We start from the raw sequence: 16,895 nt of genomic DNA on the forward strand, positions 1-16,895 counted from the left end.
ACCTACGGCTCCGTAGGTTACTGGTGGGTAGTCCTGTGTTTCGCGGCACAGGCATTCTCCCGTGGCGGATGTGGCACAGGATTGGTCGTGTGTGTTCCCGTAGCGGTGTTCACCGGGGGTGCGGGGCTTCCGAGCGCACTAGCGCCACCGTGACCAGCGAAGTCGTCTTCACCGGTGGCCCCGCGCACCGGATCGGGGTGCCCGAAGGCTTCCCTTTTGCTGAACCATTGGTATAGACCTCTTTAATAGCTGTGAACTGGGAATATGGTGAAAAAAGGGAGTTCATGGGCGAGTGATGATGCGGAGTGTGGATAGAGTCGCGCCCATCCGGGCACAGGCGCCGACCCAGCACTGCGCCGTCGAGAAGCGAGGGAGCACCCCCGTGGCCAAGTACGTCTACACGTTCACCGAGGGCAACAAGGACCTGAAGGATCTCCTCGGCGGTAAGGGGGCCAACCTCGCCGAGATGACCAACCTCGGCCTGCCCGTTCCCCCCGGGTTCACCATCACCACCGAGGCGTGCCGCCACTACCTCTCCCACGGCAGCATGCCCGCCGGACTCGACGCCGAGATCGAGGCCAACCTCCAGGAGCTGGAGAAGGCCATGGGGCGCCGCCTGGGCCAGGCCGACGACCCGCTCCTGGTGAGTGTGCGCTCGGGAGCCAGGTTCTCCATGCCCGGCATGATGGAGACCGTCCTCAACATCGGCCTCAACGACGAGTCCGTCGTGGGCCTGGCCGCCCGGGGCGGTGACGAGCGCTTCGCCTGGGACTCCTACCGGCGCCTGATCCAGATGTTCGGCAAGACCGTGCAGGGCATCGACGGCGAGCTCTTCGAGGACGCCATCGAGGAGGTCAAGGCCGCCAAGGGCGTCACCAGCGACCTGGACCTGGACGCCGCCGACCTGCGCCGGCTCGTGGACCGCTTCAAGGAGGTCGTGCGCGAGCGCACCGGCGGCCCCTTCCCGAGCGACCCCCGCGAGCAGATGGTGCTCGCGGTCCGGGCGGTCTTCGACTCCTGGAACGCCCCCCGCGCCGTCCTCTACCGCCGCCAGGAGCGCATCCCCGCCGACCTCGGCACGGCCGTCAACGTCTGCTCCATGGTCTTCGGCAACCTCGGCATGGACTCGGGCACCGGCGTCGCCTTCACCCGCGACCCCGCCACCGGCCAGCCCGGCGTCTACGGCGACTACCTCCAGAACGCCCAGGGCGAGGACGTGGTGGCCGGGATCCGCAACACCGTCCCCCTCGCCGACCTGGAGCGGATCGACGCCTCCAGCTACGGGGAGCTGATGGGCATCATGGACACTCTGGAGAACCACTACCGCGACCTGTGCGACATCGAGTTCACCATCGAGCGCGGCAGGCTGTGGATGCTCCAGACCCGGGTGGGCAAGCGCACGGCCGCCGCCGCGTTCCGCATCGCCGACCAGCTCGTGGACCAGGGCCTGATCACCCTGGACGAGGCGGTCCAGCGGGTCACCGGCGACCAGCTCGCCCAGCTGATGTTCCCCCGCTTCGACGAGGGGGCCCTCTCCGGGACGGACGTCCACCGCCTCGGCCGCGGCATGAACGCCTCGCCCGGCGCCGCCGTCGGCAAGGCCGTCTTCGACTCCTACACCGCCGTCAAGTGGTCGCGCAGCGGAGAGAGGGTCATCCTGTGCCGCCGCGAGACCAACCCCGACGACCTGGAGGGCATGATCGCCGCCGAGGGCATCCTCACCAGCCGCGGCGGCAAGACCTCGCACGCCGCCGTGGTCGCCCGCGGCATGGGCAAGACCTGCGTGTGCGGCGCGGAGGAGCTCGACATCGACACCAAGAACCGGCGCATGACCGCGCCCGGCGGCGAGGTGGTCGAGGAGGGCGACGTCATCTCCATCGACGGCACCAGCGGCGAGGTCCTCCTCGGCGAGGTCCCCGTGGTGGACTCGCCCGTCGTGCGCTACTTCGAGGGCGAGATCGACCCCGCCTCCGACGAGGCCGACGACCTCGTGCGCTCGGTGGACCGCCTCATGCACTACGTGGACGCCGCCCGCCGCATGCGCGTGCGCGCCAACGCCGACACCGCCGAGGACGCCGCCCGGGCCCGCCGCATGGGAGCGCAGGGGATCGGCCTGTGCCGGACCGAGCACATGTTCCTGGGCGACCGCCGCCAACTCGTGGAGCGGCTCATCCTCGCCGACACCGCGCAGGAGCAGGAGCAGGCCCTCGACGCGCTGCTGCCGCTCCAGCGCGAGGACTTCGGCGGCATCCTGGCGGCCATGGACGGCCTGCCGGTGACCGTGCGCCTGCTGGACCCGCCGCTGCACGAGTTCCTGCCCGACATCACCGAGCTGTCGGTGCGCGTGGCCGTGGCCGAGGCGCGCGGGGAGAGCCACGAGAACGACCTGCGGGTGCTCCAGGCGGTGCACAAGCTGCACGAGCAGAACCCGATGCTGGGCCTGCGCGGCGTGCGCCTGGGCCTGGTCGTGCCGGGGCTGTTCACCATGCAGGTGCGCGCCATCGCCCAGGCCGCCGTCGACCGGATCGCCGAGGGCGGACGCCCCCGCCCCGAGATCATGATCCCGCTGGTGGGCACCGTGCAGGAACTGGAGATCATCCGCGAGGACGCGCTGCGCGTGCTGCGCGAGGTGGGCCGGGAGAACGGCGTCGAACTCGACTTCCCCGTCGGCACGATGATCGAGCTGCCTCGCGCCGCGCTGACCGCCGGGCAGATCGCCGAGAACGCCGAGTTCTTCTCCTTCGGCACCAACGACCTCACCCAGACGGTCTGGGGCTTCTCGCGCGACGACGTGGAGGCCTCCTTCTTCTCCGCCTACCTGGAGAAGGGCGTGTTCGGGGTCTCGCCGTTCGAGTCCCTGGACGTGGACGGCGTGGGCCGCCTCGTGCGCATCGCGGCGGAGGAGGGGCGCGCCGCGCGCCCGGGCATCAAGCTCGGGGTGTGCGGTGAACACGGCGGCGACCCCGCCTCGGTGCACTTCTTCCACCGCGTGGGCCTGGACTACATCTCGTGTTCCCCGTTCCGGGTACCCGTCGCCCGCCTGGAGGCGGGCCGGGCCGCCGGACACACCGCGCCCTGACCGAGTCGAGGACGCACGCGGGTGCGGCGGTCCCCACGGACCGCCGCACCCGTCCTTCTCCGACCCCCAAGGCGGTGGAAGTCCCTGCCCAGAGGGGAAACGGCGCCTCCCCGACGCCCTAGACTCGTCCCGGTCAGCCGCACGCGTGGAAAATGCGCTGTGATCTGTTCGTGATGTATTCTGGCCGCCAGCCGGGCCACCACTTCCCCGCCCGCCTCCCCGTGCCCGCGGAACCGGGTACGGGGTGCGCTGACACCACCCTCCGCCACGGTCCCCCCACGGGCCGAATCGCTGAGAACCAGCGGTGGTCGGAGGCCGTCCCAGTGGGGGTGACACACCCCCCGACCAGAGAATGTGCGGAGGTGAGCCGGTGCGAACGGCGAACGACGGCCGCGGCGACGAGCCGTGGGACGACCCGACCACCGCTCCCTCGTCCGACGACGAGGCCACCCAGGTCTTCTCCCGGGGGGCCTACTTCCCCGCGTCCTCCGGTGCCGAGGGCGCCGAGAGCACCCGAGCGTTCTCCGACGACGAGACCACACGGGAGTTCCGGCGCGACGAGGTCCTGACGCCCGGGGCGACCGCCCCGCAGGGCGTGCCCGCCGACCTTCCGGCGGCCGACGACGCCGTCTTCACCCGCCGTTTCGTCCGCGAGCGTCCGCGGCCCCGCGCCCGCGTCTCCCCGCCTCCGGCGCCCGCACCCCCCGAGGTGGGGTTCCCGGAGGAGGAGTTCCCGCGCGCCCCGGAGACCGCGTCCCGCCGCCGCCCCGAGCCGCCGTCCTTCTCCCGGCCGCGCCGCCGCGGTCGGCGCCGCTTCCGCCTGCGCTGGCTGGTCAGCCTGCTGCTGGTCACCGCCCTGGCCGTCCCGGTCGGCACCTGGGCCTGGGTCTGGTACGTGGCCCGCCAGGACGAGCGCACCCCCTCCGACGCCATCGTCGTGCTCGGCGCCAGCCAGTACAACGGCGTGCCCTCGCCCGTCTTCGAGGCCCGGCTGCGCCAAGCCCAGGTCCTCTACCTGGAGGGCGTGGCCCCGGTCATCGTCACCGTCGGCGGCAAGCTGCCCGGCGACAACTTCACCGAGGCCGCCTCCGGACGCAACTGGCTGGTCGAGGTGGGCGTCCCCGGCGACCAGGTCATCGCGGTGGAGGAGGGGAGCGACACCCTCCAGAGCATCGAAGCCGTCGCCGAGGTCTTCGAGGCCAACTCCTGGGACACCGCCATCCTCGTCTCCGACCCCTGGCACAGCCTGCGCTCCGAACGCATGGCCGCCGCCCACGGCATCGAGGCGGGCACCTCGCCCTCGCGGTCGGGGCCCGCGGTCATCGAGCGCCGCACCCAGCTGTGGTACATCACCAGGGAGACCGCGGCGCTCTGGTACTACTGGATCTTCAACGACAGCAGCGACATCCAGGTCGATGCCGCCTGACCAGCGCGGACGGCGCCCGGGTCGTAGCTGGGAAGTAGGCTCGCACACACGATGACGAACAATCCCCGCGAGGGCGGAGCGCTCGGCTACACCGACCAGGACACCGAGCGCATGGCCCTGGAGAACCGCAAGAACCGGGCCCGCGACCCCTTCGAGCGGGACCGGGCCCGGGTCCTGCACAGCGCCGCCCTGCGCCGCCTGGCCGCCAAGACCCAGGTCGTCCAGCCCGGTGTGAGCGACTTCCCGCGCACCCGCCTCACCCACTCCCTGGAGTGCGCCCAGATCGGCCGCGAACTCGGCCAGGCCCTGGGCTGCGACCCCGACCTGGTGGAGGCGGCCTGCCTGTCCCACGACCTGGGTCACCCGCCCTTCGGCCACAACGGCGAGCGCGCCCTGGACGAGGCCGCCGCCGACTGCGGCGGGTTCGAGGGCAACGCCCAGAGCCTGCGCCTGCTCGTGCGCCTGGAGGGCAAGGTCATCGACCCCGACGGGCGCAGCGCGGGGCTCAACCTCACCCGCGCCACCCTCGACGCCACCGTCAAGTACCCCTGGCTCCGGGGCGAGGGCGGCAACACCCACAAGTTCAACTGCTACCCCGACGACACCGAGGTGTTCGACTGGCTGCGCCGGGACGCGCCCCCGGGCCGCACCTGCTTCGAGGCCCAGGTCATGGACTGGGCGGACGACGTCGCCTACTCCGTGCACGACGTCGAGGACGCCCTGCACGCCGGGCTGGTGGACCCCGCGGCCCTGCGCGGCGCCGCCGAGCGCGCCGAGGTCGTGCGGATCGCCGCCGCCGACTACTGCGACGCCGACCCGGCCGAACTCGACGAGGTCTTCACCGACCTGATCGCCCACCCCGCGTGGCCGCGTGAGTTCACCGGCGACCTCGCCTCGCTCGCCGCGCTCAAGAACCTCACCAGCGGGCTCATCGGCCGCTTCTGCCGGGCCGCGGAGGAGGCCACCCGCGCCGCGTACGGTCCCGGGCGCCTCACCCGTTACGGCGGCGACCTCATCGTGCCCCGCCGCCCCCTGCTGGAGTGCGCCCTGCTCAAGGCGGTCGCCGCCCACTTCGTGCTCTCGCGGGAGGAGGCCCGGGTCTACCAGGCCGAGGAACGCCGCCTGATCACCGAGCTGGTCGGACTCCTGTGGAAGAACGCCCCCGAGGGCCTGGACCCGCAGTTCCGCGCCGCCTTCACCGGGGCCGCCGACGACTCCGCCGCCCTGCGCGTGGTCATCGACCAGGTCGCCTCGCTCACCGACACCTCCGCGACCGCGCTGCACGCCAGCCTCACGGGCTGAGCGCGGGACCGCGTCCGCGTCCCCGGCCCCTTCCCCCGTTTCCACGACCGGGGTGAAGGGGGGTTGACTTCACTGATGTGAGCGCTAACAATGTTGCGCACATCACAGAAGTCCCCCCTTCCTGTGCCCGGAGGTGTCGTCCCGGTGAAACCCCCAGGTGGCCGTACCCCCGTCATGGCGGACGTGGCCCGGCTGGCCGGAGTCTCCCACCAGACGGTGTCGCGCGTGGTCAACGGCCACCCCAACGTCCGCGAGGAGACGGTGCTCCGGGTACGCGACGCCATCGAGGAGTTGGGCTACCACCGCAACTCCACCGCGCGCGCCCTGGTCACCCGCCGCACCAACGTGCTCGGCGTCATCGCCTTCGACCCCACGCTCTTCGGTCCGGCGCAGACCCTGGCGGGGATCGAGCGGGCCGCGCGCGAGGCGGGCTACTTCCTGAGCATGGTCAGCCTCGACGACGTGTCTCCCGAGGGCGTGGTCGCGGCCGCCGACTACCTGATCCAGCAGTCGGTCGAGGGCTGCGTGGCGATCGCCCCCCAGCGCGCCCTGGTGGAGGCGCTGGCCGCGCTGCCCGGCCCCGGACCCCTGGTCGCGGTCGAGGGCGGAGAGGGCTCGGGCCTTCCCGTCGTCTGCGTCGACCAGGTCCAGGGCGCCCACGACGCCGTCCGCCACCTGCTCGACCTGGGCCACACGACCGTCCACCACGTGGAGGGCGATCCCCTGTGGCTGGAGTCCGCGGCCAGGGTGGTCGGGTGGCGCCGGGCGCTGGAGGAGGCCGGAGCACCGGTCCCCGAACCGCTCCAGGGGGACTGGAGCCCCCGGTCGGGCTACGAGCTGGGCCTGGCGCTGGTGCGCAGGCGCGCCTCGGGGGAGCGGGTCACGGCGATCTTCGTGGGCAACGACCAGATGGCCATCGGCGTGCTGCGCGCGCTGCACGAGGCGGACCTGCGCGTCCCCGGCGACGTCAGCGTGGTCGGCTTCGACGACATCCCCGAGGCCGAGTACCTGACCCCGTCCCTGACCACCGTCCACCAGGACTTCGCCCAGGTGGGCCGGGAGAGCCTGGCCCTGCTGCTCGCCGAGATCGCCCGGGAGGGTTCGGCCGACCCCGCCGGGGCCGCGCGCCGGGTCGTCCCGGCGCGGTTGCGGGTGCGCGGCAGCAGCGGGCCTCCGCCGCCGTGACCCCCTGAGACCTCCCTGTCCGCCCCCTCACGGAGGAGCTTCCCTTGGCCCAGAATGTTAGCGCTAACAATTCACGTTCTCCCGATCCGGTGGTCGTCGGCGTCGACTTCGGCACCCTCTCCGGCCGCGCCGTCGTCGTCCGGGTCGGCGACGGCGCCGAACTCGGCTCCGCCGACTCCGTCTACCGGCACGGCGTCATCACCGCGCACCTGCCCGGATCGGCCGACCCCCTCGAACCCGAGACCGCGCTCCAGCACCCCGAGGACTACCGCGAGGTCCTGCGCACCGCCGTCCCCGAGGCGCTGCGCGCCGCCGGGGTCGCGCCGGAACGGGTCGTCGGCATCGGCACCGACTTCACCGCCTGCACGGTCCTGCCGGTGACCGCGGACGGCACGCCCCTGTGCGAGCTGCCCGACCTGGCCCGGCGCCCGCACGCCTGGCCCAAGCTGTGGCGCCACCACGCCGCCCAGCCCGAGGCCGACGAGATCAACGCCCTGGCCGCCGAACGCGGTGAGAAGTGGCTGGCCCGCTACGGCGGGAAGATCTCCTCCGAGTGGGAGTTCGCCAAGGCACTCCAGGTCCTGCGCGACGACCCCGACGTGTACGAGCGCGCCGACCGCTGGATCGAGGCCGCCGACTGGATCGTGTGGCAGCTGTGCGGGCACGAGACCCGCAACGTCGCCACCGCCGGCTACAAGGGCATCCACCAGGACGGGGAGTGGCCCTCGGCGGACTTCCTGGCCGCCCTGGATCCGGGCTTCTCCGGTTTCGTCCGCGACAAGCTCGCCCACCCCCTGTCCCAGCTCGGCGAGCGCGCGGGCGGCCTCACCGCCCGCGCCGCGGCCTGGACCGGGCTGCCCGAGGGCGTCCCCGTCGCGGTCGGCAACATCGACGCGCACGTCACCGCCGCCACCGCGCAGACCACCGGCAACGGCCGGATGCTCGCCATCATGGGCACCAGCACCTGCCACGTCATGAACTCCGACGTCCTCGCCGAGGTCCCGGGCATGTGCGGTCTGGCCCACGGCGGCATCACCCCCGGAGCGTGGGGCTACGAGGCGGGCCAGAGCGGTGTCGGCGACGTCTTCGCCTGGTTCGCCGACTCCTACGTGCCCCCCGCCTACCACGAGGAGGCCCGCGAACGCGGCCTGTCCGTCCACGACCTGCTCTCGGAACGGGCCGCCGACGCCGCGGTGGGGGAGCACGGACTCCTGGCCCTGGACTGGCACAGCGGCAACCGCTCGGTCCTGGTCGACCACGACCTGTCCGGCGTGCTCGTCGGCCTGACCCTGGCCACCCGGCCCGAGGAGGTCTACCGGGCCCTGGTCGAGGCCACCGCCTTCGGTACCCGCACCATCGTCGAGGCCTTCGCCGACGCCGGGGTCCCCGTGCACGACCTCACCATCGGCGGCGGCATGGTCCGCAACCCCTTCGTCCTCCAGGTCTACGCCGACGTCCTGGACCGGCCGCTGCGCGTCGTGGCCTCCGAGCACAGCTGCGCCGTGGGGGCCGCCATCCACGCCGCGGTCGCCGCCGGGGCCCACCCCGACATCCACGCCGCCTCCGCCGCCATGGGCGGGGTGCGCGAGGGGACGGTCGACCCCGACCCGGTCCGGGCCGCCGCCTACGACGGGCTCTTCGCCCTCTACACCGAACTCCACGACCACTTCGGCCGGGGCGGCAGCCGCAGTCTGCACCGCCTGCGGGCCCTGCGCAACGCCGCCCTGGCCGCCGCCGCGAGCGGCGGGGAAGGAGAACGATGACCGCCCCCACCCCCACGGCCGTGCCCGAGGAGCACCGGGAGGAGGTGGAGCGCCTGCGCGCCCTGGTGTGCGCCCTGCACGCCGAACTGCCCCGGTGGAACCTCGTCACCTGGACCAGCGGCAACGTCTCCGCCCGCGTTCCCGGCGCCGACCTGATGGTGATCAAGCCCAGCGGCGTCTCCTACGACGACCTCTCCCCGGCCGACATGGTCGTCTGCGACCTGGACGGCCGCCTGGTGGAGGGCGAGCACAAGCCCTCCAGCGACACCTCCGCCCACGCCTACGTCTACCGCGCCCGCCCCGACGTCGGCGGCGTCGCGCACACGCACAGCCCCTACGCCACCGCCTGGGCCGCGCGCGGCGAGGCCATCCCCTGCGCGATCACCGCGATGGCCGACGAGTTCGGCGGCGACATCCCCGTCGGCCCGTTCGCCCTCATCGGCGGCGACGACATCGGCAGGGGCGTGGTCGCCACCCTGGAGGGCCACCGCTCACCGGCCGTCCTCATGCGCGGCCACGGCGTGTTCACCGTCGGAGCGGGCGCCAGGGCGGCGGTCAAGGCCGCCGTGATGTGCGAGGACGTCGCCCGGACCGTCCACATCGCCCGCCAGGGCGGCCCCCTCCAGCGCCTTCCCCAGGAGCACATCGACGCCCTCCACGACCGCTACCAGAACGTCTACGGCCAGTAGGGCGCCTCCAGCGGCACCCGCCGCGCGACGGCCTCCGACACCACCGAACACGCCCTAAGGAAGCACCGTGACCGTACCCACGCCCCCCGCCACCGAGCACCCTCCCGTGCGCGCCCGCGCCCCCCGCGTCGGCCTGCTCGGCATCATGCAGCCGCTCTACGACGACATGATCCCCGGCATCACCGAGCACCAGGCGGCGTACGCGGCCCGGGTGGCCGAACGCCTCTCCGGCGTCGCCGAGTGGACCGTGGCCCCACCCGTGCGCGGGCGCGCCGACGCCGAGGAGGCGATCCGCGGCTTCGAGGCCGCCGGACTCGACGGGGTCCTGGTCGTCATGCTCACCTACGGCCCCTCCCTGCGCGTCACCCGCGCGCTGGCCCGCACCCACCTGCCCCTGGCGCTGGCCAACATCCAGCCCGACCCCGCGGTCAGCCCGTCCTGGGACATGGACGACATGACCTACAACCAGGGCATCCACGGGGCCCAGGACACCGCCAACGCCATGGTGCGGGCGGGGCTGCCCTTCGAGGTCCTCACCGGCGAGTGGCAGAGCCCGGAGTTCGCCGCGCGCGTGGACCGCTGGGCGCGGGCCGCCCGCGCCGTCACCGCCCTGCGCGGGCTGCGGGTCGGCGTGTTCGGCTACCCCATGAACGGCATGGGCGACGCCCGGGTGGACGAGACCGCGCTGCTGCGCAGGCTCGGCCCCGAGGTCCACGTCATCGCGCCCGGCGCCCTGCACCGGACCATGGCCGACCTGCCCGAACAGGCCGTGCGCGACCTCATGGCCTGGGAGGACGGGGCCCTGGAGGTGGACGGCCGCCTGTCCAAGGAGGAGCGCGAGGACCACGCCCGCATGCAGTTGGGCATCGAACGGCTGCTGGAGGAGTCCGGGTGCGGCGCCTACTCCACCCACTTCGACGCGATCGGGGAGGACGGCCGCTTCGCCCGGCTGCCGATGGCCGCCGCCTCCACCCTGATGGCCCAGGGGTACGGCTTCGCCGGTGAGGGCGACGTCCTGGCCGCCTCGATCGTCTACGCCGGGCACCAGCTCGCCGGGGACGGCCACTTCACCGAGATGTACGCGATGGACTTCCCCAGCGACTCCATCCTCATGAGCCACATGGGCGAGGGGAACTGGAGGGTGGCCCGCGAGGACGAGCCCGTCCGGCTGGTCAAGCGTCCGCTGGGCATCGGCGGACTGGGCGACCCGCCCACCATCGTGTTCCGCTACCGGCCGGGCCCGGCCACCCTGGCCTCCCTGGTCGCCCTCGGCGGAGAGGAGTTCCGCCTGGTCGTGGCCGAGGGCGAGGTCATCGACGCCCCCGAACTGCCCTCCCTGGAGATGCCCTACGGCCAGTTCCGCCCCGAGACGGGTGTGCGGGCCTGCATGGACGCCTGGCTCCGCGCGGGCGGCACCCACCACATGGTCATGAACACCGGGGCGCGTGCGCAGGACTGGCGGGTCCTGTGCGAGCTGTCCGGAATCGAGTACGTCCGGGTCTGACCCGGACGCCGAGCGCCCCGGCGCGTCCACACCCCCAGACGGAGGGCCCCGGGCGGTCCCTCCCGACCCCCAGGCGCAAGGAGAACACCGTGCGCGACACCACCCCCCACCACCCCCCACCACAGGCAGGGCCCGGTCGCAGGGCCCTGCTCACCGGCGCCCTGGCCGCGGCCGGACTGGCCGCCGCGGGCTGCGCGCCCCCCGACGCACTGCTGACCGGGGACACCCGCCTGCGGCAGTGGAACCTCTTCTCGGGCGGCGACGGCCTGCGGATGATCGAGATGCACGACGCCTACCGGGCCGAGCACCCGGAGGTCGACTTCCGGGCGACCACCTTCACCTGGGGCTCCCCCTTCTACACCAAGGTCGCGATGGGCGCGGCGGGAGGGCGCGGCGCCGACATCGCCACCGTGCACGTCTCCCGCCTGGAGAGCCTGGCCCCCGGGAGGCTGCTGGACCCGGTCGACCCGGCGCTGCTGGCCGAGGCCGGGATCGACGACACCGTGATCCTGCCCAACGTCTGGGAGAAGTGCTTCTTCGACGGGCAGCTGTACGCGGTCCCCATCGACACGCACGTCCTGATCCAGTACCACAACCTCGACGTGTGCCGCGAGGCCGGACTGCTCGACGCCGACGACCGGCTGGTCCAGGTCAGCGGGCTGGACGACTACATGGCCATGCTCCGCGAGATCAAGGCGGTCACCGGGGCCTACGGCCTGTCCGTCGACACCTGGCAGCCCTGGCCCAACTTCTGGGCGCTCTACCGCCAGCAGGACGGGGAACTCCTCCTGGGCGAGGACGACTTCACCATGGACGACGACAAGGCCCTGGCGGCCATGGAGGTCATGTACCGGCTCTCCGAGGAGGAGCTGGCGCCCCGCCACTCGATGCTGGCCGACACCGCGGCCAACCTCTCCAACGGCAGGGCCGGGCTGATGATCCACGGCAACTGGGAGATCCCGACGCTGGAGGCCGCCGGAACGGCCTTCTCGGCGTCCCAGTTCCCCGACGTCTTCGGCAACCGCCGCACCCGCGGCGACTCGCACTGCTACGTGTTCCCGCACCAGCGCGACCCCGATCCCGAGCGGATCCGGGCCGCCGTCGGATACGCCGCATGGATGCTGCGCCACAGCCTCACCTGGGCCGGGGGCGGCCACATCCCCGCCTACCGGCCCGTGGTCGAGAGCGCCGAGTACGAGGCGTTGCACCCCCAGTCCGAGTACCGCGAGGCGGCCGAGAACGTGCAGTTCGAGCCCGAGGCATGGTTCAGCGGCTCGGCGGGGCGCCTCCAGGAGGAGGCCAACGGCCCGCTCACCACCCTCCACCAGGGGACCCAGACACCCGAACAGGCGCTGGAACAGCTCAAGGGAGCCATCCGCGACCTGCTGACCGTGCCGTCACCGGTGTGAGGGAGCCGCCATGACCGCCCAGACCCCAGCGCCTCCCAGGACCGCGGCCTCCGGTCCCTCCGGCCGCGGCCTCGTGGACGTGCGCCGCAGGCCCGCCGTGTGGACCGGACTGTGGTTCGTCCTGCCCTTCCTCGCCTTCTACCTGCTCTTCCTCCTGTGGCCCGCCCTCGTCGGGCTCGTCTACTCCTTCACCGACCGCAGCCTGGCCGGGGGACCGGTCTCCTTCGTGGGACTGGACAACTGGCGGGAGAGCCTGACCGACCCCGACATGTGGGACGCGCTGTGGAACACCCTGTGGTTCACGGTGCTGAGCGTCCCCCTCATGGTCGCGCTGGCCCTGGCCCTGGCCCTGCTGACCGATCACGCCCGGCGCCTGGGGTGGTTCCTGAGGCTGTCGTTCTTCGCGCCGTTCGTGCTCCCGGTCGCGGTGATGACCCTCGTCTGGAACTGGATGTACAACCCCAGCCTGGGCCTGTTCAACGGCGTCCTGGGCCAGCTCGGGCTGGACGGCGTCGAGTGGCTCTTCAGCGAGGACACGGCGATGCTCTCGGTCGTCGTCGCCACCGCGTGGTGGCAGGTCGGCTTCAACTACCTGCTCTACCTCGCGGCCATGCAGTCGATCCCCAAGGACGTGTACGAGGCCGCCGCCATCGACGGCGCGGGCGCCTGGCAGCGCGTCGGCCGGATCACCCTGCCCCTGCTGGCGCGCACCACCGCGCTGATCGCCGTGCTCCAGCTCATCGGCTCCCTGCGCGTGTTCGAGCAGATCTACCTCATGACCTCGGGCGGCCCGAACTTCGCCACCAGGACCGCGATCCAGTACATCTACGACTCCGGTTTCGTGGGCCTGCGCATCGGACTGGCCTCCTCGATGGCCTACGTCTTCATGGCCCTGGTCGTCGTCGCCTCCATCGCCCAGTTCCGCCTCTTCGCACGGAAGGAGGCCTGACCGGCCATGGCAGCCCCCACCGCCCCCGCCGCGCGGCGCGTCCACCGGCCCCGGCGCGCGCCCTCCCCCGGGACGATCGCCCTCTACACGGTCTCCGCCCTGGCCGGAGCCCTCTGGCTCGTCCCCCTCCTGTGGGCCTTCGCCACCTCGGTCAAACCCGAGGGCGAGACCACCGTCATGCCGCCCTCCTGGCTCACCGACAATCCCACCTTCGAGGCGTACGCCCTCGTGCTGGGGCGCGGGGACATCCTGCGCTGGACGGCGAACTCCCTCATCACCACGGCCATCGTCACCGCCCTCACCCTGGTGGTCTGCGTCCTGGCCGCCTACGGGTTCTCCCGCTTCGACTTCCGCGGCAGGCCGTGGCTGTTCACGCTCGTCATCGGCGGCATCCTCATCCCGCCGCAGACCCTGATCGTGCCGCAGTTCGTCCTGATGACCCAGCTCGGACTGGTGGACACCTACTGGGGTGTCGCGCTGCCGCAGGTGGTCGCGCCGGTGTTCGTGTTCATCCTCAAACGCTTCTTCGACGCCATCCCCCGCGAGTACGAGGACGCCGCCAGGATGGACGGCGCCGGAGCGCCGCGCGTCCTGTGGAACGTGATCCTGCCCCTGTCGAGGCCGGTCCTGGCCGCGGTCGGCATCTTCGCCTTCATCGGCGCCTGGAACAACTTCCTGTGGCCCTTCCTGGTCACGAACGACCCCGAGATGATGACGCTCACCGTCGGGCTGGGCACCGTGGCCGGACAGTACGGGGTCCAGTACGCCCAGGTCATGGCCTCGGCCGTGCTGGGAGCGGTCCCGCTGCTGGTCGTCTTCCTGCTCTTCCAGCGCCACATCGTCACCGGTGTGGCCGGAGCGGGCATCAAGGGCTGACCCCACCAACCACCCCGAGGAGAACGCATGCTCCGAGCCTCCGTCACCGCCGACCCGGCGGCCGTCGTCTCCCCCGTGCACCGCCGCACCTTCGGCTCGTTCGTCGAGCACATGGGCCGCTGCGTCTACACCGGCATCTACGAACCCGGGCACCCGACGGCCGACGCCGACGGCTTCCGCCGCGACGTCGCGGACCTGGTCCGGGAACTGGGCGTCACCACCGTGCGCTACCCGGGCGGCAACTTCGTGTCCGGGTACCGGTGGGAGGACGGCGTCGGCCCCCGGGACCGCCGACCGGTCCGCCGCGACCTGGCCTGGCACAGCATCGAGACCAACCAGTTCGGCCTCGACGAGTTCACCGCCTGGTGCCGCGGCCTGGACATCGAGCCGATGATGGCGGTCAACCTCGGCACCCGCGGCCTGGCCGAGGCCCTGGACCTGCTGGAGTACTGCAACCACCCCGGCGGCACCCACCTGTCCGACCAGCGCGCCGCCAACGGGCACCCCGAACCGCACGGCATCCGCATGTGGTGCCTGGGCAACGAGATGGACGGCCCCTGGCAGATCGGCCACCTCGACGCGCGCTCCTACGGACGCAAGGCCGGGCAGGTGGCGCGCGCCATGAAAATGGCCGACCGCGACCTCGAACTGGTCGTCTGCGGCAGCTCCGGATCGGCTATGCCCACCTTCGGTGAGTGGGAGGCCACCGTCCTGGAGGAGACCTACGACGCGGTGGACCACATCTCGCTGCACGCGTACTACGAGGAGCGCGACGGGGACCTGGCCGACTTCCTCGGCTCGACGACGGACATGGACCACTTCATCGACTCCGTCGTCTCCACCGCCGACGCCGTCGGCGCGCGCCTGCGCGACCCCAAACGCATCCAGCTTTCCTTCGACGAGTGGAACGTGTGGTACCTCAGCCGCCACCAGGCCCGGGCCGCCGCGCAGCCCGCCGACGACTGGCAGGTGGCGCCCCGCGTCATCGAGGACCGCTACAGCGTCGCCGACGCCGTCGTCGTGGGCAACATGCTCATCAGCCTGCTCCGGCACGGCGACCGGGTCACCGCCGCCAGCCAGGCCCAGCTCGTCAACGTCATCGCGCCGATCATGACCGAGCCCGGCGGCCCCGCGTGGCGCCAGACCGTCTTCCACCCCTTCGCCCTGACCGCTCGGGCCGCACGGGGCCGGGTGCTGCACACCGGCGTCACCGCGCCCCGGTACACGACCGCCAGCCACGGCGAGATCCCGCTCCTGGACGCCGTCGTCACCTTCGACGAGGAGGAGGGCACCGCGTCGCTGTTCGCGGTCAACCGCTCCACCGACCAGCACCTCGCCCTCGACGCCGACCTGCGCGGCCTGGCCCCGACGGCCGTCACGGACGCCCGGACCCTCAGCGACGAGGAGCCCTACGCCCACAACACCATGGACGACCCCGACCGGGTCGTCCCGCGACCGGCCGGGGACGTGACCCTGGACGGCGGCAGGCTCTCCGCCGTCCTACCCCCCGTGTCCTGGTCCGTCATCACCCTCTCGACCAGCCGGAACTGACCGGAACCCCGGTGCGCGTCCGCGCCCGGACCACGCCCAGAAAGGCGAACGCATGACCCCCCACCCCCGACGCACACCCCTGCTGGCCGCCGTACTGTGCGGCACACTCCTGCTCACCGCCTGCGGAGGCGTCGGCGACGCCGCGCGGCCCGAGGGCGAGGCCGGCGTCGTCGGCATCGCCATGCCCACCCAGTCCTCCGAGCGCTGGATCAACGACGGCGAGAACATGGTCGCCGAGTTCGAGGCCCGCGGCTTCGGCACCGACCTCCAGTACGGCGAGGACGTCGTGGAGGACCAGGTCTCCCAGATCGAGAACATGATCACCCGGGGCGCCGACGTCCTGGTCATCGCCTCCATCGACGGCGAGGCCCTCGGCGACGTGCTCGACATGGCCGCCTCCAGCGACATCCCCGTCATCGCCTACGACCGCCTCATCCTCGGCAGCGAGCACGTCGACTACTACGCCACCTTCGACAACTTCCAGGTGGGCGTCCTCCAGGGCGAGTACATCGTGCGAGCCCTCGACCTGGAGAACGAGGAGGGTCCCTTCAACATCGAGCTGTTCGGCGGCTCGCCCAACGACAACAACTCCTCCTACTTCCTCGACGGGGCGATGTCGGTGCTCCAGCCCCACATCGACGACGGCCGCCTCGTCGTCCGCAGCGGCCAGACCTCCATGGAGCAGATCGCCACCCAGGAGTGGTCCGGCGCCGTCGCCCAGGACCGCATGGACAACCTGCTCAGCGCCCACTACTCCGAGGAGGAGGTGCACGCGGTCCTGTCGCCCTACGACGGCATGAGCCTCGGCGTGATCGAGTCCCTGCGTGCCGTCGGCTACGGCACCGAGGACCGGCCGCTGCCCGTCATCACCGGTCAGGACGCCGAGGCCGCCTCGGTCCGGTCCATCATCGCCGGGGAGCAGACCCAGACCGTCTTCAAGGACATCCGGACCCTGGCCACCCAGACCGTGGACATGGTCGAGGCCCTGGTACAGGGCGAGGAGGTCCCGGTCAACGACACCGAGAGCTACGACAACGGGGTCAAGGTCGTCCCCTCCTACCTGCTCGACCCCGTCTCGGTGGACGCCGACAACTACCACGAGGTCCTGGTCGAGAGCGGCTACTACGAGGAGTCCGAGCTCCAGTGACGACGCAGGAGAGGC

At 72.2% G+C, this 16,895-nt stretch carries 12 protein-coding genes; all 12 read left to right on the forward strand.

Features of this window, described 5'->3' with window-relative positions; translation table 11 throughout:
* Positions 1 to 382: 382 nt before the first annotated feature.
* The 12 genes from ppdK (at position 383) to chvE (ending at position 16,880) form a co-directional block, all read left to right on the forward strand.
* Positions 383 to 3,079 (forward strand): pyruvate, phosphate dikinase, encoded by a 2,697-nt coding sequence (gene ppdK / locus G011_RS0101660; protein ID WP_019606934.1) that lies wholly within the window; start codon positions 383 to 385, stop codon positions 3,077 to 3,079.
* A 370-nt stretch (positions 3,080 to 3,449) separates the two neighbouring features.
* Positions 3,450 to 4,505: a YdcF family protein gene (locus G011_RS0101665; protein ID WP_019606935.1), complete on the forward strand. Its 1,056-nt coding sequence runs from the start codon at positions 3,450 to 3,452 to the stop codon at positions 4,503 to 4,505.
* Positions 4,506 to 4,556: 51 nt separating this feature from the next.
* The gene (locus G011_RS0101670; RefSeq protein ID WP_019606936.1) at positions 4,557 to 5,807 is read left to right on the forward strand and encodes a deoxyguanosinetriphosphate triphosphohydrolase; all 1,251 of its coding nucleotides are present in this window, start codon (positions 4,557 to 4,559) and stop codon (positions 5,805 to 5,807) included.
* 174 nt (positions 5,808 to 5,981) lie between these two features.
* Positions 5,982 to 6,992 (forward strand): LacI family DNA-binding transcriptional regulator, encoded by a 1,011-nt coding sequence (locus tag G011_RS0101675; protein WP_019606937.1) that lies wholly within the window; start codon positions 5,982 to 5,984, stop codon positions 6,990 to 6,992.
* Between the two features lie 89 nt (positions 6,993 to 7,081).
* The gene (gene araB, locus G011_RS0101680) at positions 7,082 to 8,755 is read left to right on the forward strand and encodes a ribulokinase (protein ID WP_019606938.1); all 1,674 of its coding nucleotides are present in this window, start codon (positions 7,082 to 7,084) and stop codon (positions 8,753 to 8,755) included.
* Positions 8,752 to 9,444 (forward strand): L-ribulose-5-phosphate 4-epimerase, encoded by a 693-nt coding sequence (locus G011_RS0101685; protein WP_019606939.1) that lies wholly within the window; start codon positions 8,752 to 8,754, stop codon positions 9,442 to 9,444. The genes araB and G011_RS0101685 overlap by 4 nt, the downstream gene beginning before the upstream one ends.
* A 67-nt stretch (positions 9,445 to 9,511) precedes the next feature.
* A complete protein-coding gene (locus tag G011_RS0101690; protein ID WP_019606940.1) occupies positions 9,512 to 10,948 on the forward strand; it encodes an L-fucose/L-arabinose isomerase family protein in 1,437 nt (478 codons plus the stop codon).
* Between the two features lie 89 nt (positions 10,949 to 11,037).
* Complete coding sequence (locus G011_RS0101695; protein WP_019606941.1) at positions 11,038 to 12,357, forward strand: extracellular solute-binding protein; 1,320 nt, start codon at positions 11,038 to 11,040, stop codon at positions 12,355 to 12,357.
* Between the two features lie 10 nt (positions 12,358 to 12,367).
* A complete protein-coding gene (locus tag G011_RS0101700) occupies positions 12,368 to 13,306 on the forward strand; it encodes a carbohydrate ABC transporter permease (protein WP_019606942.1) in 939 nt (312 codons plus the stop codon).
* A gap of 6 nt (positions 13,307 to 13,312) precedes the next feature.
* Positions 13,313 to 14,182: a carbohydrate ABC transporter permease gene (locus G011_RS0101705; RefSeq protein ID WP_019606943.1), complete on the forward strand. Its 870-nt coding sequence runs from the start codon at positions 13,313 to 13,315 to the stop codon at positions 14,180 to 14,182.
* 27 nt (positions 14,183 to 14,209) lie between these two features.
* A complete protein-coding gene (locus G011_RS0101710) occupies positions 14,210 to 15,733 on the forward strand; it encodes an alpha-N-arabinofuranosidase (protein WP_019606944.1) in 1,524 nt (507 codons plus the stop codon).
* Positions 15,734 to 15,785: 52 nt separating this feature from the next.
* Positions 15,786 to 16,880: a multiple monosaccharide ABC transporter substrate-binding protein gene (gene chvE, locus G011_RS0101715; RefSeq protein ID WP_019606945.1), complete on the forward strand. Its 1,095-nt coding sequence runs from the start codon at positions 15,786 to 15,788 to the stop codon at positions 16,878 to 16,880.
* Positions 16,881 to 16,895 lie beyond the last annotated feature (15 nt).

The organism is Nocardiopsis sp. CNS-639 (assembly GCF_000381685.1).
GTDB lineage: Bacteria > Actinomycetota > Actinomycetes > Streptosporangiales > Streptosporangiaceae > Nocardiopsis > Nocardiopsis dassonvillei.